This is a genomic window from uncultured Paenalcaligenes sp. (genome assembly GCF_947630565.1).
Classification (GTDB): domain Bacteria; phylum Pseudomonadota; class Gammaproteobacteria; order Burkholderiales; family Burkholderiaceae_B; genus Paenalcaligenes; species Paenalcaligenes faecalis.
Genome location: NZ_CANRIC010000042.1, coordinates 1 through 19,426 on the forward strand (window position 1 = coordinate 1; position 19,426 = coordinate 19,426).

23 protein-coding genes and 1 pseudogene are annotated in these 19,426 nt (G+C 47.9%); 20 read left to right on the plus strand and 4 right to left on the minus strand.

Annotation, left to right across the window (positions count from 1 at the left end):
* Nucleotides 1-1,322 (plus strand): flagellin (locus tag Q0Z62_RS08315; protein ID WP_298053342.1); only part of this gene is annotated, 1,322 nt, incomplete at its 5' end.
* 107 nt (nucleotides 1,323-1,429) lie between these two features.
* Nucleotides 1,430-1,819, plus strand: a complete 390-nt coding sequence (locus tag Q0Z62_RS08320; RefSeq protein WP_298053344.1) for a DUF6855 family protein — start codon at nucleotides 1,430-1,432, stop codon at nucleotides 1,817-1,819.
* 58 nt (nucleotides 1,820-1,877) lie between these two features.
* Here Q0Z62_RS08320 and Q0Z62_RS08325 read toward each other — a convergent pair whose 3' ends face one another.
* Nucleotides 1,878-3,461 carry a class I SAM-dependent methyltransferase gene (locus Q0Z62_RS08325; RefSeq protein WP_298053346.1) on the minus strand — a complete coding sequence of 528 codons (1,584 nt, stop codon included), beginning with the start codon at nucleotides 3,459-3,461 and terminating at the stop codon, nucleotides 1,878-1,880.
* A gap of 95 nt (nucleotides 3,462-3,556) precedes the next feature.
* Between Q0Z62_RS08325 and Q0Z62_RS08330 the strand changes: the two genes are divergently transcribed.
* The 4 genes and pseudogenes from Q0Z62_RS08330 to Q0Z62_RS08345 all read left to right on the plus strand — a co-directional run.
* Nucleotides 3,557-3,757, plus strand: coding sequence for a hypothetical protein (locus Q0Z62_RS08330; protein ID WP_298053350.1), 201 nt, complete (start codon nucleotides 3,557-3,559; stop codon nucleotides 3,755-3,757).
* A 158-nt stretch (nucleotides 3,758-3,915) separates the two neighbouring features.
* Nucleotides 3,916-4,209, plus strand: a complete 294-nt coding sequence (locus tag Q0Z62_RS08335; RefSeq protein ID WP_269900008.1) for a BrnT family toxin — start codon at nucleotides 3,916-3,918, stop codon at nucleotides 4,207-4,209.
* Complete coding sequence (locus Q0Z62_RS08340; RefSeq protein ID WP_269900009.1) at nucleotides 4,178-4,456, plus strand: BrnA antitoxin family protein; 279 nt, start codon at nucleotides 4,178-4,180, stop codon at nucleotides 4,454-4,456. The genes Q0Z62_RS08335 and Q0Z62_RS08340 overlap by 32 nt, the downstream gene beginning before the upstream one ends.
* A pseudogene (locus Q0Z62_RS08345) lies at nucleotides 4,457-4,750 on the plus strand (flagellin FliC); the annotation flags it as partial.
* A gap of 67 nt (nucleotides 4,751-4,817) precedes the next feature.
* On the opposite strand, the gene Q0Z62_RS08350 reads toward Q0Z62_RS08345, so the two are convergent.
* Both Q0Z62_RS08350 and Q0Z62_RS08355 read right to left on the minus strand, forming a co-directional pair.
* Nucleotides 4,818-5,696 carry a transposase gene (locus tag Q0Z62_RS08350; protein ID WP_298053355.1) on the minus strand — a complete coding sequence of 293 codons (879 nt, stop codon included), beginning with the start codon at nucleotides 5,694-5,696 and terminating at the stop codon, nucleotides 4,818-4,820.
* Nucleotides 5,659-6,210 (minus strand): transposase, encoded by a 552-nt coding sequence (locus tag Q0Z62_RS08355; RefSeq protein WP_298053358.1) that lies wholly within the window; start codon nucleotides 6,208-6,210, stop codon nucleotides 5,659-5,661. The genes Q0Z62_RS08350 and Q0Z62_RS08355 overlap by 38 nt, the downstream gene beginning before the upstream one ends.
* 288 nt (nucleotides 6,211-6,498) lie before the next feature.
* On the opposite strand from Q0Z62_RS08355, the gene Q0Z62_RS08360 reads away from it, so the two are divergent.
* The gene (locus Q0Z62_RS08360) at nucleotides 6,499-7,596 is read left to right on the plus strand and encodes an RNA-guided endonuclease TnpB family protein (RefSeq protein ID WP_298053361.1); all 1,098 of its coding nucleotides are present in this window, start codon (nucleotides 6,499-6,501) and stop codon (nucleotides 7,594-7,596) included.
* A gap of 176 nt (nucleotides 7,597-7,772) precedes the next feature.
* Here the strand turns inward: Q0Z62_RS08360 and Q0Z62_RS08365 are convergent, their stop codons facing one another.
* Nucleotides 7,773-8,540, minus strand: a complete 768-nt coding sequence (locus Q0Z62_RS08365; protein ID WP_298053363.1) for an RNA polymerase sigma factor FliA — start codon at nucleotides 8,538-8,540, stop codon at nucleotides 7,773-7,775.
* Between the two features lie 179 nt (nucleotides 8,541-8,719).
* Between Q0Z62_RS08365 and Q0Z62_RS08370 the strand changes: the two genes are divergently transcribed.
* From Q0Z62_RS08370 to Q0Z62_RS08430, 13 genes are all read left to right on the plus strand, one after another.
* Entirely contained in the window at nucleotides 8,720-9,130 is a 411-nt protein-coding gene (locus tag Q0Z62_RS08370) for a flagellar protein FlaG (RefSeq protein WP_298053366.1), read from the plus strand.
* 42 nt (nucleotides 9,131-9,172) lie between these two features.
* Nucleotides 9,173-10,576 carry a flagellar filament capping protein FliD gene (gene fliD, locus Q0Z62_RS08375; RefSeq protein ID WP_298053371.1) on the plus strand — a complete coding sequence of 468 codons (1,404 nt, stop codon included), beginning with the start codon at nucleotides 9,173-9,175 and terminating at the stop codon, nucleotides 10,574-10,576.
* A gap of 1 nt (nucleotide 10,577) precedes the next feature.
* On the plus strand, nucleotides 10,578-10,988 hold the full coding sequence (fliS, locus tag Q0Z62_RS08380) for a flagellar export chaperone FliS (RefSeq protein ID WP_269900015.1): 411 nt from the start codon (nucleotides 10,578-10,580) through the stop codon (nucleotides 10,986-10,988).
* A gap of 15 nt (nucleotides 10,989-11,003) precedes the next feature.
* Nucleotides 11,004-11,336 (plus strand): flagellar protein FliT, encoded by a 333-nt coding sequence (locus Q0Z62_RS08385; protein ID WP_298053374.1) that lies wholly within the window; start codon nucleotides 11,004-11,006, stop codon nucleotides 11,334-11,336.
* Entirely contained in the window at nucleotides 11,333-12,643 is a 1,311-nt protein-coding gene (locus Q0Z62_RS08390) for a flagellar hook-length control protein FliK (protein WP_298053376.1), read from the plus strand. The genes Q0Z62_RS08385 and Q0Z62_RS08390 overlap by 4 nt, the downstream gene beginning before the upstream one ends.
* Nucleotides 12,624-12,950, plus strand: coding sequence for an EscU/YscU/HrcU family type III secretion system export apparatus switch protein (locus Q0Z62_RS08395; protein WP_269900018.1), 327 nt, complete (start codon nucleotides 12,624-12,626; stop codon nucleotides 12,948-12,950). The genes Q0Z62_RS08390 and Q0Z62_RS08395 overlap by 20 nt, the downstream gene beginning before the upstream one ends.
* Before the next feature lie 140 nt (nucleotides 12,951-13,090).
* Nucleotides 13,091-13,423, plus strand: a complete 333-nt coding sequence (gene fliE / locus Q0Z62_RS08400) for a flagellar hook-basal body complex protein FliE (protein ID WP_298053379.1) — start codon at nucleotides 13,091-13,093, stop codon at nucleotides 13,421-13,423.
* A gap of 121 nt (nucleotides 13,424-13,544) precedes the next feature.
* Nucleotides 13,545-15,254, plus strand: a complete 1,710-nt coding sequence (gene fliF, locus Q0Z62_RS08405; RefSeq protein WP_298053381.1) for a flagellar basal-body MS-ring/collar protein FliF — start codon at nucleotides 13,545-13,547, stop codon at nucleotides 15,252-15,254.
* Nucleotides 15,235-16,242 carry a flagellar motor switch protein FliG gene (gene fliG / locus Q0Z62_RS08410; RefSeq protein WP_298053383.1) on the plus strand — a complete coding sequence of 336 codons (1,008 nt, stop codon included), beginning with the start codon at nucleotides 15,235-15,237 and terminating at the stop codon, nucleotides 16,240-16,242. The genes fliF and fliG overlap by 20 nt, the downstream gene beginning before the upstream one ends.
* The gene (gene fliH / locus Q0Z62_RS08415) at nucleotides 16,235-16,972 is read left to right on the plus strand and encodes a flagellar assembly protein FliH (RefSeq protein WP_298053385.1); all 738 of its coding nucleotides are present in this window, start codon (nucleotides 16,235-16,237) and stop codon (nucleotides 16,970-16,972) included. Before fliG ends, fliH begins: the two co-directional genes overlap by 8 nt.
* On the plus strand, nucleotides 16,969-18,411 hold the full coding sequence (fliI, locus tag Q0Z62_RS08420; RefSeq protein ID WP_298053389.1) for a flagellar protein export ATPase FliI: 1,443 nt from the start codon (nucleotides 16,969-16,971) through the stop codon (nucleotides 18,409-18,411). The genes fliH and fliI overlap by 4 nt, the downstream gene beginning before the upstream one ends.
* The gene (fliJ, locus tag Q0Z62_RS08425; RefSeq protein ID WP_298053391.1) at nucleotides 18,404-18,850 is read left to right on the plus strand and encodes a flagellar export protein FliJ; all 447 of its coding nucleotides are present in this window, start codon (nucleotides 18,404-18,406) and stop codon (nucleotides 18,848-18,850) included. Before fliI ends, fliJ begins: the two co-directional genes overlap by 8 nt.
* A 12-nt stretch (nucleotides 18,851-18,862) precedes the next feature.
* Nucleotides 18,863-19,426 (plus strand): hypothetical protein (locus Q0Z62_RS08430; protein ID WP_298053393.1); only part of this gene is annotated, 564 nt, incomplete at its 3' end.

Here is a 19,426-nt window from a genome sequence, read left to right on the forward strand (position 1 = left end):
GTTTAGACGAAATCAACCGCGTATCAGAACAGACTCAATTTAACGGTGTACATGTTTTAGCCAAAGACAGCAGCCTATCTATTCAGGTTGGGGCTCATGACAATCAACGTATTGACATCAACCTACGTAAAATCAACTCAGACACCTTGGGCTTGAGCGGCTTCAACGTGAATGGCAAAGGCTCTGTTGCTAACAAAGAAGCTGCTGCCTCTGACTTAAAAGCAGGTGGTGCTGTTCAGGACGCAACTGATAAGAATAAGTGGACCCTGAGCGAGCAAAATACCAAGATTACCGCTGAACAAGCCTTGAATGCTACTATTAAAGACAAAACAATAACGGCGACAACTGACACTAAGACAGCTACAGCTCTTGGTTGGGATGGGGGTAAGGCAGCATCATTCAAAAGCGACGGCGAAGGTAACTTTTCCTACAAGGTTACTGGTCTAAACGCTGCTTCAGTAACAAATAAACTAAATACCATGTCAGCAGATGGCTCCGTTACGGCTACCTATGAGAATCAAGCAGGCAAAGGTATTGAGATACAAATTCAAGCAGGTGGCAACATTGTTGATAAAGAAGGAAAACAACTTTATTTAACAGCAAACGGTGAGCTAACTCTGAATAGCAAAGACCCAGCCACTACTAAAGCTGCAACCACCGGAGAGCTAGCTACATCCATGGCTGGTGCATCAGGGACGAATGCCTCACTCTCTATTGGCGATATTACGCTTAAAGGTACTGGGACTAATATTACAGCTGAAGGTCTAACTGCCACCTCCAACCAACTCAGTAACCAAGATCTTACAATCGAAGCTGATGGTATTAAAGGTGTAACAGCTGCAATCACAATCTCTAGCTCTGATGGATCAGTGAAGGCTACCACTGACATAACGATCAACAAAGCCGGTGAATACAGCAACTCACCCACTACTACTCACAATTTAACTGTCCAAGATAACGGAAAAGTAACTGATAGTAAAGCTAACCAATACTTTGTAGATGCTGACGGCAACTTAACAACAGACTCAGCGACATTAAGCGAGCGCACTGAAGACCCTCTAGCCGCTTTGGACGCAGCCCTACAACAAGTTGACGATCTACGTAGCCACCTCGGTGCGATCCAAAACCGTTTTGAATCCACTATTTCCAACCTAAGCAACACTGTGACCAACCTGTCTGCCGCACGCAGCCGTATTGAAGACGCCGACTACGCTGTCGAAGTCTCCAACATGACTCGCGCTCAGATCCTACAGCAAGCAGGTACTTCTGTATTGGCTCAAGCCAACCAAGTTCCTCAGTCTGTATTGTCCTTGCTGCGTTAATTTTAACGTTAGTCTTTGACAACAAAATGCTGCATGGGCAACCGTGCAGCAATCAAAAGCCCTCCAACTGGAGGGCTTTGTACTTTATCCTGATAAGAGAATAAACAATGAATGTCACATTACATACCCCCACCGGCCGTAAGACTTTTGTATTTTCTATCGACGCCCCCACCCAACGCATTCACATCACCACATCTAGCCATAACAACACCCATGACTACGAACTACGTGCTATTAAGGACTTATATAACTGGTTAAGACACGAACAAAATGGGGAGTGGGTTTATCTAGGCAGCAAAGGAGAAGAGGAAAGCCCCGACCCTCATACTGTTGAGGCATGGGCTCGTGATACTAACAACCCTATCGGGGGCTTTTATGGCTTAACCAAGGGACGAAAAGGACGCTTTGCCTCTTATGTTCCTTCCATCCTTGAGTATCTAGGTTTAGCGGAAGTCGAACACAAAGGTAAAAATAATCGGATGCGAGCTATCCCTTAAACCTTATCTTAGTTATTACAAGAAGAACCCTGCACCATCCACGGGTTCTGCTCTCTCGCTACACCAACACTCCTTGTCGTACCAATAACGCGAATAGATCTTTAATCAACGTATCAGCCTTTGCCTCTAGGTTACGATGGCCCTTTAGACTGCTGCCGTCTTTATCCACGACTCGCCCTAATTGCCATGCGTCGATTAAGGCTTTACGTAGCTCTGTCGGTTTACTCATGGTTGGCAACAGTTGCACCACAAACCACTCAGGATCGTTTAGCTGCATATTAGCGCCATCATGCCACGGGTTAAACTGCCCAATACCGGGCGCAACTTCGCGACGCCAGCGCAGCACATCCAATGCCCCATCAATAAGCTGTTTTGACTCTGTGCTCGTCGTCAACACGGCAGGTACGTCGCCCACCTCTCGCGCCATATAATGACGGCCTAAATAAAAAAGCCTCTCTAAGGCACGTTGTGGTTGGTCTTCGCCATGTTCGGTAGCAATTTTTATTAAATCTTGACCCGACACCGCACGCGGCCACAAGGTGTTTAGCTGTTCTAGAACAGCAATCATGGCCGCATTATCATAACTAATACGGTTGCCTCGGTGGTCTAAAAACACCCGTACCGTATCGGCCACTTGATCTTCGGCTTTAACGGGCGTAAAGCGACCCGCAAAATACAAATCAGCCAACCTATTCAAATCAGGGCTGGTCGCAATGTCCGCCTCGCGCTCGGCAGGAACTAGCATGCTTTTACGGAAATTTCGTCCCACAGCAAAATCCAAGTACTGCTGACGCATCAAACGGTTTTGTCCGATTGCTGTCAGGCTATGATGTAGCTGGACATTGCCGCCAAAATTAGCTGCCATTTCCAATCGTGGTTCAGAATCCCCTACGTGCGTCAAGCCTGCTTGCGCAGCTGCATCAGCAAACTCCACAAAATAACACGGGTTATTAAAAGTCTCTAGGTATTCGTGGGCAATATAATAATCATTGTGTTTACGTAATTGCGCCACCGCCCCCAATAACGAGGGACGCAATGGATTACCCGCCGCCAAGCCATCGGACAGCAAGGTCAACATGGCTTTGGCACTGGCCACTTTATCTTCCTCGGGGACAAAATGGCTATGAAACAGCATGGCATCACGCACAATTTCACCGGATTTCCAGCCGGGGTAACAGTTGTAGCTGATATACGCCACGCCCTGCTCAGAGAGATTTTCTTTACACACCCGTAAAATGGCGTCTCGTACCTCCGGCGGTACCCAGCTGAACACACCATGCACAATAATATAATCAAAGGTACCAAATTCCGGCGTGATATCAGTGATGCTCATGGCATGTAGCTGTAAATTAGTTAAGCCCATACGCTCAATCAGCTCTTTGCCTTGGTTAACCTGTACCTCGGATAAATCCACCCCCACTGCGGTGGCATTTGGATACATACACGCAAACGGCAATAGATTACCCCCTGCCGCACAGCCTAACTCCAGCACCCGTGCATTCGCCACAGGTGGGGTATCAATGCCATATAAATACGCCGCCGCCCGTAAATAGGCGGGACTGGAATAATAAAACGCGTTGGAGTCATACGGCTGCGCATCATAATGGGCAGCAATTTGTTCATTTCGTGCAGCGGTATCCATAAAAGGGCTTCCTTTTTTACATTTAGATAAATAAGCCTTATTCTACCTAAAACCTACCTAAATCAAAGCCACTAATTAAGCCCTATTACACCGCCATGCCCACCCAACACCAATCCCTCATCGATCAGCTTCAAACCATTATCCTGCAAACCATTACCTTAATTGACCGGTTTGAGGATAAACAAATGCAAGCACAGCTCCCCGCAGACTATGCACAACTGTACGAGGTATTAGAAAACTCGATTCAACAACAAAGAAAGCTGCAAAAAGAACTAATTGAAAAAGCGCGGGGTTAACCACTCAGGGTTTGCGCCAAAGACATGGCGATATAGGTCGGCGCTAAAGCTCATAGAAGATACGTAATTCTCACAATACCCTCTCTAGTAATTACCCTCTACACTCAACACAATACTTACTATCGTCATACTTATTTTTAGGTTTAAAAACAAATCGTATGTACAATATAGTTATTGTTTATGATGAAGCAAAAAATGCCAAGAATATAACAGAACGAAACATAAACTTTGATACTGCGGCACACTTGGATTTCTCTACTGCTCTGATCTTTCAAGATACAAGACGAGACTATGGTGAACCACGTTTTATTGCTATAGGTAATATCAATCAGCGTTTGCATGTACTTGTATTTACTGAAACGGCATCTGGAATTCGAGTAATCAGTTTACGAAAAGCCAATCACAGGGAGCTACGTAATTATGAAAAACACCGAAAAATCACTACTAAATAAAGACGGCGAGGTCAGAGAGTTAACTTTAGCTGATCTACAGCACTTTCAGCCTGCAACAGAGGTTCTCCCCCTTACCCTTCAAAAAAAACTACATATTCAAGGTCGGGGGCCACAACATGAGCCCACTAAAGAACGTATTAGCATACGTCTTTCTGCTGATGTATTACAGGCTTTTCGTACCCAAGGCCCAGGCTGGCAAACACGAATTGATGAGGTACTAAAAGACTGGGTAGTTAAACACTCTTAAATGCTCACCCTCAATACCAATCATCATGCGCTGATTGCGCAGTATCATTTGTCTAAGGCTAATTCCGCCTTGGGGCAGGCGATCGAGCGGCTGTCATCGGGCAAACGTATTAACAGCGCCAAAGACGACCCAGCAGGCTTTGCAATTGCGAATCGCATGACGGCCAATATCAAAGGACTACAACAGGCGGCACGTAATGCTAATGACGGGATTTCTGTGGTGCAAACGGCAGAGGGCGCCCTAGACGAGGTCAACTATTTACTGCAACGGATTCGCGAACTATCTGTGCAGGCTCTCAGTCAATAACCCCGCCCTAAAGAGGGTGTTGCAAAACAATTTCAGGCTGGGAGGAGAGTGTTTATCAAAAGGCCACCCCGAGCATCCGTCCTTTCCAAGCACTACAGGCTGTTACACGGTGGAGTACGTTCTGAACCGGATAGATGTGCCCAAGAAGGTTAAATAAGACGATCAACAGGGCGTTCAATCGCCTCACGGCACGAGATAGGTTGTATGCTAGTGCGTGCAGTGCAAACTCTCGTCGCACTGCCGCTAGGCCGCGGCGCCGGAAGCGTTCAAGTTTTTGCTGGCATCGCAGATGAGCAAATACGGGTTCGACCATCGCCTTGCGCTGACGGAATACACGCTGTGCTTTGGGGTGTTCCATAATCTGACGCAGCGCGTCACGCATTTCGTCCTCGGGGTAACGCTTAATTTTCCTGCCTTTAACGGCTTGGGTGCAGCGGACTCTTAACTGACAACCCGCACAGGATGAGGTGCCGTAGACGCGGTGTTCGCGGGTTCGAACTGAGGGGGCCACCTTGGTCTGGCACCTTAATATCTGGTCTGCTGGGCAGCGATAGGTGTCAGTGTGCTGATCGTATTGGAAGCGGCTTTTATGAAACAGTCCGGTTCCTTTGTCCTTAGCAGGCCACTGTCCTGACGGGCACAGCAGGCTAATCGTGCGATCAAGCGTTGCTGTAATCACTTTATCATCGAAGTAGCCCGCATCCAACAGCACTTCTTGAGCGTGCTCACCCAAGACCCGGGCGCTTTGATCCAACATGGATTCCATGACGGCCGTTTCACTCGAGGGATCAACGGCTACAGCGACAATAATCCGGTCGTCATTGACTAAAACGGAAGGCTTATAAGAGGCCGCAAAGCCGCGGCCACGCTTTAAACGCTGCACCATAGCTTGTGGCTCAATAGCGCTGATGCGTTTGCTGTGCTTGTGCATCATCGGGTATTCGCGCCAACACGTCACGCGCCGCATCAACGTGCGCCTTGAGGGCATCCTCCTTGAGTAACTTGTAGTGCGAACAAGCTGCCTCAATGACCGTCCCGTCGCCCGCCAGACGCCGTCCCTTCGAGCCACTGGCTCGCAACACGGAACGGGTGAGCGATTCAAAAAAATCACTCGTTAACGACGTTTCATGCAAAAGGATAAAGCGGCCAATATTGGCGTGATCCGGCGTAATACCACCACAAACCCACATGCAGCCCAAATCCAAACGGGCTAAACGCTCCAAAGCACGTAGCGAATGCACACCCTGCATGAGGCCATACAGAATTAATCCCATCATACCGCGCGGAGCATACGGCGCACGCCCAGTGGCGGCGTAGCGCTGCTCAAACCCCTGCCAGTCCTGCTCATCAAGCAAACGCGCTACCGTGAAGGCCGCCCGTTCACCGCTACTACGTAGATAGTCCTCCAACGGCACGGTACCTACAAAAATCTTACTAGGATCACCCATCACAAAACGACGTCCGCTCTGTAAAGCCGTCTTCAGCTCAGTCATCGGTTCCTCGGTGGGCACACCGCTAAACAGATCGAACTGGCGGCTCATCAAATCAGGAATTTTACTGGCAGTGCTCATGAGTGATCCTTATAGACTTCATGAAGAATGAGTTTACTGAAAACAGACCTTTTGCGACACCCTCTTTAGGTGGGGGATGAAAGACTTTGCCGCGTAGCGGCAATAACTTGTTGACTATTGCCACTCTTTAGATAATATAGAATTAGATATGGAGAAAATGAACCGTTGAAAACCATCGCTTATCAATACCGATTTTACCCAAACAAAGAACAAGTCATTTTACTTGCTCAGACGTTTGGTTGTGTTCGGTTTGCGTATAATTCAGCCCTTGCTTTCTCTAAAGAACAATACGAATTAGGTAATAAAACTAACTGTAACGATTGGAGTAAACACCTAACGCTATTAAAGAAAAACCCCGATTACGCTTGGCTAAAGGACGTTTCTAGTGTTCCGCTGCAACAAGCCTTAAAGCACCTCGATAAAGGGTTTAAGTCTTTCTTTAAGTCGGGTTTCGGCTACCCGAAGTTTAAAAACAAAAACGCGCGTCAATCCGCTCATTACATGAGCAACGCATTTAAGTGGGAGGCGGGAACGAAGTCTCTTACGTTAGCCAAAATGAAGCAACCGCTTAAAATCAAGTGGTCTCGTTCATTTACGGGCACTCCTAGCTCTCTAAGTATTTCTCAAAATAAAGCAGGGCAATATTTTGTATCTATTTTAGTTAAAGAGGAAACAAAGAGTCTTCCTGATACAAATAAAACAATCGGTGTAGATGTCGGGATTTCTAATTTAGCGGTATGTTCGGACGGAACAGTATTTAACAACCCACGTTTAACGAAAAAATACGCCAAGAAGCTAGCTAAGGCGCAGCGCCAGCTCGCTAAAAAGAAGAAAGGCTCTAATAACTTTAAGAAGAAAAAGCGTGTCATTGCGAAGGTGCACCAAAAGATAGCTAACGCTCGCAAAGATTTTACTCACAAAATGACAAAAACACTTATAAACAAAAACCAAGTGATAAGCGTCGAGTCGTTACGAGTAAAAAGCATGGTTAAAAACCGGAAGTTAGCTAAGCACATTCATGACGCTAATTTTGGAGAGATTCTACGGCAATTAGAATATAAGGCCGATTGGTATGGGAGAAAAATCTCAGCTATTAGTCAATGGTTTCCATCGAGTAAGCTGTGTAGCTGTTGTGGTACAATATATAAAGGAAAATGGTCGTTAGCTATCAGAAATTGGTCATGTGATTGTGGCGCTAGTCACGATAGAGACCAAAATGCAGCGATAAATATCAACAAAGAAGGGTTAAGGCTAATCACTTAACGTATGTGGCGGTAGGGAGTACCGACACAATAAACGCTTGGAAGAGGTTTTAGAAGACGAGCGTGATTAAATATCACGGCGCCTAAACCGAAGACAACAAGAATCACCTTGCTTTAGCTGGGTGAGCTTCAATAAGACAGTCACTAAAAACGTAGCTATACATCCACGTTGACGTTCTACATCAACACCTGATTTTCTACTTCTTCGGGGCGGCCTTGCCAGTTGGCTTGTTTAAGATGGCTGCGTATACGCGCGACGGCTTGGGAGCGTATTTGAGACACGCGCCCTTCGGTAATATCCATGACCGCTGCAATTTCCTTTTGGTTTAAGTCCTCTTGGAATTGCAATGTGAATAATAGCTTTTCTCGGTCGGGTAAATCATCAATCGCCGCCACCAAGGCTTTACGTAAATCCTGCGACACAAGATGATTAAATGGGTTGTCTGCGGCCGCACTCGGCCCCTCGATGGAACTTAAAAACTCGAGCGCGTCCGTACCCGCCTCTGCGCCTTGACGGCGAGCGAGGTCTTCGTAGTGAATCACCTGCACACCGCTGGCTTCCTCTAGTAAGACCTGATATTCGTCTAGCTCTAATTCGAGTTCCTGCGCCACCTCTTGCTCTGTTGGTTCACGCATTAAACGTTGCCGCAAGGCCGCGATAGCCGTTTCGATCTGACGCGCTTTAGAGCGCACACTGCGCGACAACCAATCCTGCGAGCGCAATTCGTCCAACATGGAGCCCCGTATTCGGGTAATCGCATAGGTTTCAAACTGGGCATCTGCCATTTGTTGATAGCGTCGAATGGCATCCAACAAGCCCATCATACCCGCCTGAATCAAATCATCTAGTTCCACACTAGAGGGTAACCGAGCCATCATCTGTAAGGCTTGACGACGTACCAGTGGGGCGTATTGACCAACCAAAACATCTTCAGAACGTGACATAAGCAATCTTATAAGAACAAGAAGAATAGGTCTATTATGCCCTATTTAGTCGTCGGTATTACAGCTTGTTAACACAAATCAAAGGCAAAGCCACTAAGTAATACCCAAAGACAGGCTAAACTTTAGATTCAAGTAGCCGTTAACGATAGTAACTGTCATTTTACCATCAGGAGCCTCTTATGGTGACCCCTATCACCTCTCAAGCACTCCCCGTTGTAATGCCTGGCACTCAGCCCGAAACAGATAATCAAGTTCAACGTGTTGAGTCCGCTGAACATGTGCAACCCTCTGTTCAGACCGAAAGCCACACCCAAAACTACAAGCGCTGGCCGCATCGCCCGCCAATGGGTGATATCATTGAGCCAGAAAAAAGCTCGTTAGATACGGCCCTAGAGCAACTGAATGAAAACATGAAAGCGTGGTCTACGGGGGTTCGTTTCGATGTAGACCCAGATTCACAACGCTTGGTTGTCTCATTAGTTAACAATGAGTCTGGTGACGTGATCCGCACCGTGCCCTCTGAGGCCGTCTTGCAAATATCCCGCATGATCGCTAAATTTCAGGGCAACAGCATTAACACCAAAGCATAATTTAATTACCTAAGCAAACCAAGGTTAAAAGGAACTCATATCATGGCTATTTCCTCTATAGGTGTAGGCTCAGGTCTACCACTTGATAAACTGCTCGAAGACTTCAGAAAAAGCGAAAATCAGCCTTTAGTCCTCATCCAACAAAAACAAATTATCTCCGAGGCGCGTTTATCAGGTTACGGCATTATTAAAGGCTCACTTACCGATCTTCAGAAATCTAGCCAGGCCCTAACTAAAGCTGAAACCTACGGTGCTCTCAAAGCCACTTCATCCAGCGAAGCCTTAGGTATTAAGGTCGAAAATAAGGCTGTCGCAGGCAACTACAACATCAAAGTCGAAACTCTAGCAACTCAGCAATCATTAGTATTAGCGGGTCAGCCATCGCGTGACCAGAACATTGGTACTGGTGGCTCTATTGACATCACCTTAGCTAATGGCGAGTCTCACTCCGTTCAGTTAGGCTCTGACACCTCATTACAGGGTGTAATGAAAGCCATTAATGCGGACCCTAAGGCTGGCGTCCAAGCCACGATGGTTAATGATGGTAATCCTGACAGCCCGTATCGTCTAATGATTACGGCCAAAGATACTGGCACAGAGGCCTCTGTCGCTACAATCAATGTCACTGGCAACGACGACTTAAATGCGGTCTTAGGTTTTAATAACATTGAGGAAAATGGCGTCACCCAATCCAGCGGCAGTTACACCGTCAGCGCGGCCCAAAACGCGAAGCTCACTATCAACAGCATCGAGGTCAATAGTCAGTCCAACTCAATCGAAGATGTGATCGAGGGCGTGACCATTGATTTAAAATCCATGCCCAAAGACGGCGAGACGGTTAAAGTCGCCATTACTCGTGATGACACGGCCGCCATTAATGCAGTTAAAGATTTTGTAAAGTCCTACAATGCGTTATTAGACACCATCAAATTCCAAACCTCATTTGATGTAGAAAACGAAAAAAGCAGCGCTTTAACGGGTGATTCTTTAGTACGACGCGTAGAGACCCAGATGCGTAGTGCATTAAATGGTGCCGAAGGCTCTGGCGCAATTCGTACGTTGGCTGACCTTGGCATTAAAACGGACTACAAAACCGGTAAACTCGAAATTGATGATAAAAAACTGACCGCTGCCGTCAAAGATAACTTAGCTGACGTAACTGGTTTTCTCAGTGGCGAAAACGGCCTAGGTAAAAAAATGGACGGCGCAGCCAACGAGTTCATCAAATCAGGCGGTCTAATCAGCAATGCGACTGACGGTATTGATCGCAACATTAAGGATCTGAAAAAGCAATACGAAGCCACCTCTGAGCGCATTGATAACAAAATGGAAAACTACCGCAAACAGTTTTCCCAGCTTGATGTCATGGTTAACCAAATGAATGGCGTCAGTAACTATTTAACCCAGCAACTCTCTATGCTGGCCAACATGAACAACCAGAAATAAGATGACCTACGCTCCTCGTCGCGGCCCTGGGGGCCGCCCCACTGCCCAGTCCTATGCCAACATAGGGCTGGAAACCAAAGTCTTCAGCGCCAGCCCCGAAGAGCTTATTTCTTTGCTTTTTGATGGGGGCCGGGCCGCCATACTAAAGGCGAAGCTTCACTTCGAAAATAATCAAATCGCCCAACGCGGCGAGGCCATTTCCAAAGCCATTGATATTGTAGAAACCGGCCTAAAGCTATCCGTAAGCAAAGAGAAAGGCGGTGAAATCGCCGATCAACTGATTATTGCCTATGACTTAATCGTGTATCATTTAACACAGGCCAACCTACACGCTGACCCAAAACGTCTGGATATTGCTGAACAAATGCTCACGACTCTCAGCGATACATGGAAAGAAGCCACTCAAAAATAATGCACAGGTAAAATTATGACTAGCCCCTCTGACACTCTGCAGCAATACGAGTTAATCGCCCAGATTACGAATCGTATGGTGAACCAAGCCCGCACCAACCAGTGGTCCGAGGTACTAGAGTTGAGTCACAGCTATATTCAGGCTGTTGAGCACTTAAAGCAAATTAATCAGCTTTCCGACTCAGAGCGCTTAGCACGTCGCTCTTTATTGACTCGTATCCTCGAAGACGACGCCGAGATTCGTCAATTAGTTCAACCTGAACTCAAACGTTTAGGGCACCTACTGGGTGACATAAAGCGCCAAAAAACGGTGGTTCAGGCCTATTGCGCCCCTAGCTTGAACGCATGAGCCTTGGACCGTCATCCCTCGGTAATTTATTAGTTCAACGCCTAGACACTGCTCTAGGCGTTAGTCAACCTGCACAAAACCGCACTGGCGCGCATCCTGATGCCTTGCGGCAATCTCAACCAGCTCATCGCCTTAACCCCAACGAAAATCAGCGTAATCGTACAACCCAAGAGTCTGTCGATAAGGCACGCCAACAAAGCCGTAGCACAGGCGTAGGTCGTCAAGACGCTCGTCTGACCGATCAGCTCAAAAGTTATACAGACAATCGCTTTACGGCCTCGGCCCCTACCACTCTGGGTCGTACAGCACGCACGTTGCTAACCTTACTCAATAGCTATAGCAATCAACCCGTCCAAGGCCGTCAACCCTTGATGCAGCCTCAACAGCTAGCTCAACTGGTTAAGCATGCAACGCCGTCGCATCAGAATGCTCAGGCGAATCGGGCGCCAACGACCCAGTCAGGCCAGCCCTCTAACGCGGCAGCTACCAGCCAATCCGGTCGTCTTACCAGCACGCCCCCTACAATCAGCGCCTCTACCACTGCTGCTACTGCCTCAGCGACTACTGCCTCTGCGACTACTGGCGCGTCAACCCCCGCTCTTTCACTGACCACCTTAGCCAATACTATTGGTGGGGCTACCACCTTAGTTAACGCCTTTACCCAGGCACTCACTCAAAATGTGCAACAAAGTGGCATGTTCTATGAGTCCCACTTAGCCAAACTGGTTAAAGGTCAAGCCGATCCGGCCCAATTACGCCAGCAACCTCAGGCCGAGCTGCATCACCAAAGCCAACAGGTTGCTGCTAAATCCGCTAAAGGCAGTTCTTTGTTACAGGGTAAAGCGCCTGCTGAACCACTCCCTTCGACCACCTTACAACAGGCGGGAATTGACCCTTCTGCCCAACAGTTAGTACGCCAACAGTTAGACGTATTGGCAAATCAACTCTTTATGTGGCGTGGTGAGGCATGGCCGGGTGCCATGATGGAGTGGGAAATCCAACGTCGTCACGAGGAGGAGTCCCAAGAAAAAAACCCATCCTCTGATAATCCCGATGATCTACCTTGGCAAACACGATTGCGTGTAGATCTACCCCGCTTAGGCGAGGTAGAAACCCGTTTATATATTGACGACAAAAAACTACGGATGCATATACGGGCTCCGGCAGCGGCAACCCATTTAACAGACAACATGCAACAATTAGTGCAACGTCTGCAGGCTCAAGGTTTACAGATAGAACAATTCCAAATCAGTCGCCAAGACGAACTCCAACTAGATCCACCGTTGTATGTCCACGAATCCGAATAGACCACCTAACTCCGCTGTTGCCTTGCGATATGACCCCACCGATGATAATGCGCCACGGGTCGTGGCTAAAGGCTATGGTCATATTGCCGATGCGATTATTCAAACAGCTAAAGAAAATGATTTGTATGTCCATGAGTCCAAAGAACTTGTCGGACTATTGATGCAAGTGGACTTAGATCAACATATTCCGCCAGAACTGTATCTGGTTATTGCAGAATTGTTGGCTTGGTTATATGCTTTAGAGTCTGACGATCCAAATTTGGAACGTCTGCTTCCCGCGCCCCCATCCCCAGATTCTGGGATTTAATCATCAGTGAATTAATAAAGCACGATAAACCCCGTTTTTTGACGCTTGATGGACGGCTTGACTAGACATAACTAAATGTAAAGTATTTCGTAGACAAAGCCTATTACTATAGGGCTATTATTTATCTACGGGTTAGTAACATGACAACATCATCACTCTCTGCCATTGACTCTGTTCTTACTCAAATGCGCAGTGTGGCAAAAACTGCCGCCAACGCGCCAATTACCACCACGGTAAACACCAGCTCACCTTCTGGGTTTGCGGGTGAACTACAACGCAGTATGGATCGCTTAGCCGCCACGCAAAATAGTGCCAATGCTCAGGCAGAAAGCTTTGTGGCTGGCACCTCAACGGCATCACTCAATGATGTTATGATTGACCTCCAAAAAGCAAGTCTCGCCTTTCAAACCAGTGTACAGGTACGAAATCGCTTAGTGCAGGCCTACCAGTCTGTCGCCAGCATGCCTGTTTAATGTCTTTGTAGCCGTCTGCTTTTATCCTTTGTCTAACCCTTACCGTTTTTTCCATGCAACTCACGGTTAAAAACCTGAAGATTCAGCCTTGGTATTTACTTTTCACCTTACGAGATCCTAGATGAGCCAGGCCGCCCCAATGATAGAACGAGTCCCCGGCTTAAACTTTTTGCGCACCTTACCCCGCGCAGCCCAGATTGGTGCTGCTGCAGCGGTTGTTGCGCTTATTGTTGTTGCTACGATGTGGTCTCGCACGCCCGACTACTCGGTTCTGTTCTCTAACCTAGACGACCGTGATGGTGGGGTTATAGTGAACGCCTTAGGGCAAATGAACGTTCCTTACCAGTTTTCCGATAATGGCAGTGCCATTCTTGTCCCCAAAGAAAAAGTACACGAGGCTAGAATGCAGTTGGCCAGTCAAGGCCTACCTCGCGGCGGTAATGTGGGTTTTGAGCTACTGGATCAGTCTCGATTTGGTGCCAGCCAATTTACCGAGCAGGTGACTTACCAGCGCGCCTTAGAGGGCGAATTAGCTAATTCAATACGTGCTGTGCATGCAGTGCAAGAGGCTCGGGTTCACCTTGCTATCCCGCGTGAAACCTTATTTGTTCGTGATCGCCAACCCCCTACCGCTTCTGTTTTAGTGTCCATTTACCCCGGGCGCACCCTCTCAGAGGGTCAGGTCGCAGCAATACGTTGGCTTGTATCCTCTAGCGTACCCTCTTTAAACGCCGAAAATGTATCTGTTGTTGACCAAGATGGTCGATTATTAACACCGCCTACTGGCGAAGCCGGTGGCTCAAACGCTCAACGCGATTTTGTCTCTGATATCGAGCATCGTTCTGTTCAACGTATTCTCACTATTCTCAATCCTTTATTAGGACCGGGCAATGTACGCGCCCAGGTCAGCGCTGATGTAGACTTTGCCCGTCGCGAACAAACCTCCGAAGTCTATAGGCCAAATCAAAAACCTGGCGAAGCCGCGGTGCGCAGCGAACAAAGCAGCGTGGCCTTACAAAATCATACCTTAGGGGCCGAAGGTGTTCCCGGCGCCTTGACTAATCAGGCACCAGTAAACCCCGTTGCTCCTATTATTGACGAGAACGCTGCGGCTATTGCTGCCAACCCTGCCACCACCCCGACCGACGCGGATACACCGGATAACGAAAACCTAGATGCCCGTTTAAGCACCCTAGAGGCTCAGGCTCGCTTGGTATCCCCATCAGGCAATGCTCGTACCGATATTACAACTAATTACGAAGTCGATCGCACCATCAGTCACGTCAAAGGCCCCTCTGGTGAACTAAAACGTTTATCTGTCGCCGTGGTGATAAATCATCGCTATATTGATAAGGAATACACCTCCCTAGAGGCCGAGGAGTTAGAAAACATTCGTGCTTTGGTGATGCAAGCCGTTGGTTATTCCGCAGAGCGTGGCGACACGATCAGTGTGGTAAACAGTCGCTTTACCGATCCCCAAGACACGTCCATTCCTTTCTGGAAAAACAGTGTTTACACCGAGACTGCTGTGACTTTGCTAAAATATCTCTTATTTGCGATTCTGTTCTTTGTGTTCTGGCGTGTGGTCGTAAACCCCATTATTCAGGGTTTAATCCAAGCTCGTTCACAGGCCCAAGTCATGCGTGAAGAGGTCGAAGAAGACCTAGAGCGTCAGCAGGCGGCCAAAGAACGTGCGGCAGAGATCAATCGCTACGAAGACAACATTAGTACAGCTCGCAGTATGGCTGAAAAAGACCCGCGCGCAGTGGCAATGGTACTGCGCTCTTGGATGAACAACAAAGATAACGACGATGACAACAAGCGACGCTGATAAATTACGTGATAGCGCTGTGCTAATGATGGCGCTTGGCGAAGACGCCGCCTCAGAGGTGTTTAAATTCCTTAATCCTAAAGAGGTTCAAGAGTTAGGTTCTGCGATGGCTAACCTAAAGCAACTCACCCGTAATGATATGGATGACGTCCTCGAAGAGTTCCGCCAAGAGGCAGATCAGTTCATGGCCGTCACCTTAGATTCAAACGAATACATTCGTTCGGTACTTACTAAAGCTTTAGGTTCTGATCGGGCTGCCGGTATTATCGAAGACATTCTGGATGCCGAGGGCGGTGGAGGCAGCGGCATTGATGCCTTAAACTGGCTTGACGCCCATGGTGTGGCTGAACTAATTGCCGATGAACACCCCCAGATTATTGCTACTATTTTAGTTCACTTAGAGCGAGATCGTGCCGCAGACATTTTAGTTGAACTCAACGAGCGCCTACGTGATGATGTGGTTTTACGTATCGCGACGTTTGGTGGTGTACAGCCCAACGCACTACAAGAACTCACTGAGGTTCTGAATGGCATGCTATCCGGCCAAGGCGCAAAACGCAGCAAAATGGGTGGTCCTCGTACTGCTGCTGAGATCCTGAACTACATGAATGCAGCCAACGAGGAAGCCATCGTCAGCAGCTTGCGCTCTATGGATGCGGATCTCACCGATCGCATTGTTGAGGAAATGTTTGTCTTCGATAACCTCATGGATGTGGAAGACACGGCTATTCAGCTTATTCTCAAAGAGATAGAAACCACCTCGTTAACGGTTGCCCTAAAAGGGGCTGCCGAAGAGCTGCGCGAAAAATTCTTCAAAAATATGTCCAACCGTGCTGCGGATATGCTGCGCGAAGACATCGAAGCCCAAGGCCCAATCCGCGTTTCCAAGGTCGAGGAAGAACAAAAAGTGGTGGTCGAGGTCGCCCGCCGCTTGGCCGAAACAGGCCAAATTACGTTGACTGGACTAGGAAGCGACGAGTATGTCTAATCAAGGACGTTCTCCATACGCACAGGAGCACTGGCAACGCTGGGAGATGGATGCATTTGATATGCCGTCCTCCCCTGATGCCGAGGTAGAGCCTGATGTGGATATGGAGGCCATTCTTGCAGAGATTGCTGAACTCAAAGCCCTTGCTCAACAGCAAGGGCATGCCGAAGGCTACGCCAAAGGACATCAGCAAGGTCTAGAAAAAGGACAGCCCGAAGGGTATAAAACAGGCTTCGATGAAGGAAAAGCCAAGGGAACAGAACAAGGCTACACCGAGGGCTACGAAAAAGGCAGTCAGACTGCGGCCCAAGAATCAGCCCAGCTTGCTTCAATTACCCACACAACCGCTACCGCCTTAAATCAGTTGCACGAAGACCTAGGGCAAGCCGTCCTAGCGCTAGCCGTGGATATTGCACAACACGTATTACAAACTGAATTAAAGCAGTATCCCGAACAACTTATCCCCTTAATCCAAGACGTCCTGAAAGATACCGAACAATCAGATCAAGCCGTCACTATTTTACTCAACCCCGATGACGTCGCTTTGGTAGAACAGCATTTAGCGGATGATTTGCAGCACAATAATTGGCGCTTGAAAGCAGACGAAGCCATTCGTGCTGGCGGGGTCGAAATTAAAACGGCATTGGGTCACATTGATGCCACGCTTGAAACGCGTTGGCGCAGAGCCTTGTCACGCCTCGGCCCCTCTGACCCTAACATTTCGTTATGACGTCGCCGCGCCCTACTCAACAATGGTTAGCTCAGCTACAAACCGCTAGCCTACGTATTCAAAGTAGTGACACCATTGCACGCAGTGGTCGTATTACAAAGGCCACCGGATTAGTTCTGGAGGCTACAGGCTTACGTTTACCGTTGGGCGCTGCCTGCCGCATCCAAGTCTCTGAGTCATTGGACTTATGGGCCAGTGCAGAGGTTGTTGGTTTTGATGGTGATACGATTTTTTTAATGCCTCATCACGAAACCATGGGCTTGCGCTCCGGTGCCTTAATTCTACCCGTAGAGCCTGTGACAGAAAGCCCCGTAACACTTGATGGAAATGCCCGCGTACAACAACCCGACCCCCCTGCCTTAGCCCAACAACTGCCTATAGGCGACCACTTACTAGGGCGCGTGGTCGATGCATCTGGCAATGCCCTTGATAACTTAGGCTCACTTAGCATTGGCCCTAAAGCCAGCTTAAATGCCAAATTCATCAACCCCTTAGATCGCACCCCGATTACCCAAACAATGGATGTGGGAGTCCGTGCAATTAATGGTTTATTATCAGTAGGTCGCGGACAACGCATGGGCCTATTTGCTGGCTCGGGCGTCGGTAAAAGTGTGCTGCTTGGTATGATGGCTCGTTATACCGAGGCCGATGTTATTGTGGTTGGCCTCATTGGGGAGCGAGGCCGTGAGGTTAAAGAGTTCATCGAACAAAACTTAGGCGAAGTCGGTTTGAAACGTGCGGTGGTGGTTGCTGCCCCTGCTGACGTATCTCCGTTATTACGTTTACAAGGTGCCGTTTACGCGACCCGTATTGCAGAACATTTCCGAGATCAAGGTAAGCATGTGCTGCTGATCATGGATTCGCTGACCCGTTATGCGATGGCTCAACGAGAGATTGCGTTAGCCATTGGTGAGCCGCCTGCCACTAAAGGCTATCCACCCTCTGTTTTTAATAAGTTACCTACTTTAGTTGAACGCGCTGGAAATGGCGTGCAGTCCAAAAACGGTGAAGCCTCTGGTTCAATTACCGCCTTTTATACCGTATTGACCGAGGGCGATGATCAGCAAGATCCTATCGCTGATTCGTCCCGCGCTATTCTAGATGGCCATGTGGTATTATCTAGACGTCTAGCTGAAAGTGGCCACTACCCTGCTATTGACGTAGAGGCCTCTATTTCTCGGGTGATGTCTGCCGTTGTAAGTCCCGATCACATTAAACTGGTACATCGTTTTAAGCAAATCATGTCCACCTACCAACGTAATCGTGACTTAATTGCAGTAGGGGCTTATCAGCGGGGTAATGACCCGACCATTGACGACGCCATTGAGCGTTTTCCTTGGCTAGAAACCTACTTACGTCAGGGCGTAGATACACCGGTTAGCTTTGATCAAGCCGTCAATGAATTAAGTGCCATATTAGGGGTCAATGCCAATGTCTAGCTCCTCCATGAAAACGCTTATTGATCTGGCGGAAAACGACATCAACCAACAAACCCAACGCCTACAGCGTTTAAATGCCGATAAGGTTGGGGCTGATAATCAGTTAGCCGCCCTAAAACAATACCGCGAAGACTACAGCAATCGCTTACTACAATCCAGTCAAGCGGGCGTATCTATGGCGAACTATCACAACTTTTACCGCTTTATTGGCACTTTGGATCAAGCTATTACACAGCAAAATAGTCTAATAGAACAATTGAATGTAAAAATCCAAGAACAACAGCAACACTGGTTTGCTGCAAAGCAGCGATTAAATGCATACCAAACACTGCAAGAGCGCCGCGACTACGAACAAGCACAACACCTTTTGCGCCAAGAGCAACGTAATAATGACGAACTCTCTGCTGCCATGCACTACCGACTACATCATACTAATTAATTGGGTTAACGAATGAACGCACTTCTGTTGACGACACTCAATAGCGCTACCCCCTCTGGAATTGGCGCACTGCTAAATAAAAAAGCAGGCCCTTCTGACTCGACTTTTGCTGAACTATTAAGCCAGCAATCCGAGGCTTTAGATCCCCAATTACTTGAAATGCTACAGTCCTTAAATCTAGACCCTAAGGCTCAAAAAGAGTTACTGGCTCAATTAGAACAGCTCGGTATTGCGCCTGAGCAGCTAAAAGACCTTGCGCTACAGTTACAACTAAACTATAGCGCTCATACAAAAAACGCACTAAACACCAACGACACAAAGACAAATACGTCTTCGCTTGATTCAAAGTCAAACCAAGCCCAAAGTGCTGCTGATTTTATTAGCTCCACCCTATTTGTAGCTAGAGAGTCCAGCGCCTTGCGACAGCAGGCTCAGGCCTCCTCGTTGACTGCAAGACACTTAGCAGAAACCAGCACTAAAGACAACGCAAAGCCTCTGTCTACACTGAATGCTGAGATTCAAAGCAACACAAAGCCTCTGTCTTTCTTGAACACCAATACTCAAGATAATACTAAA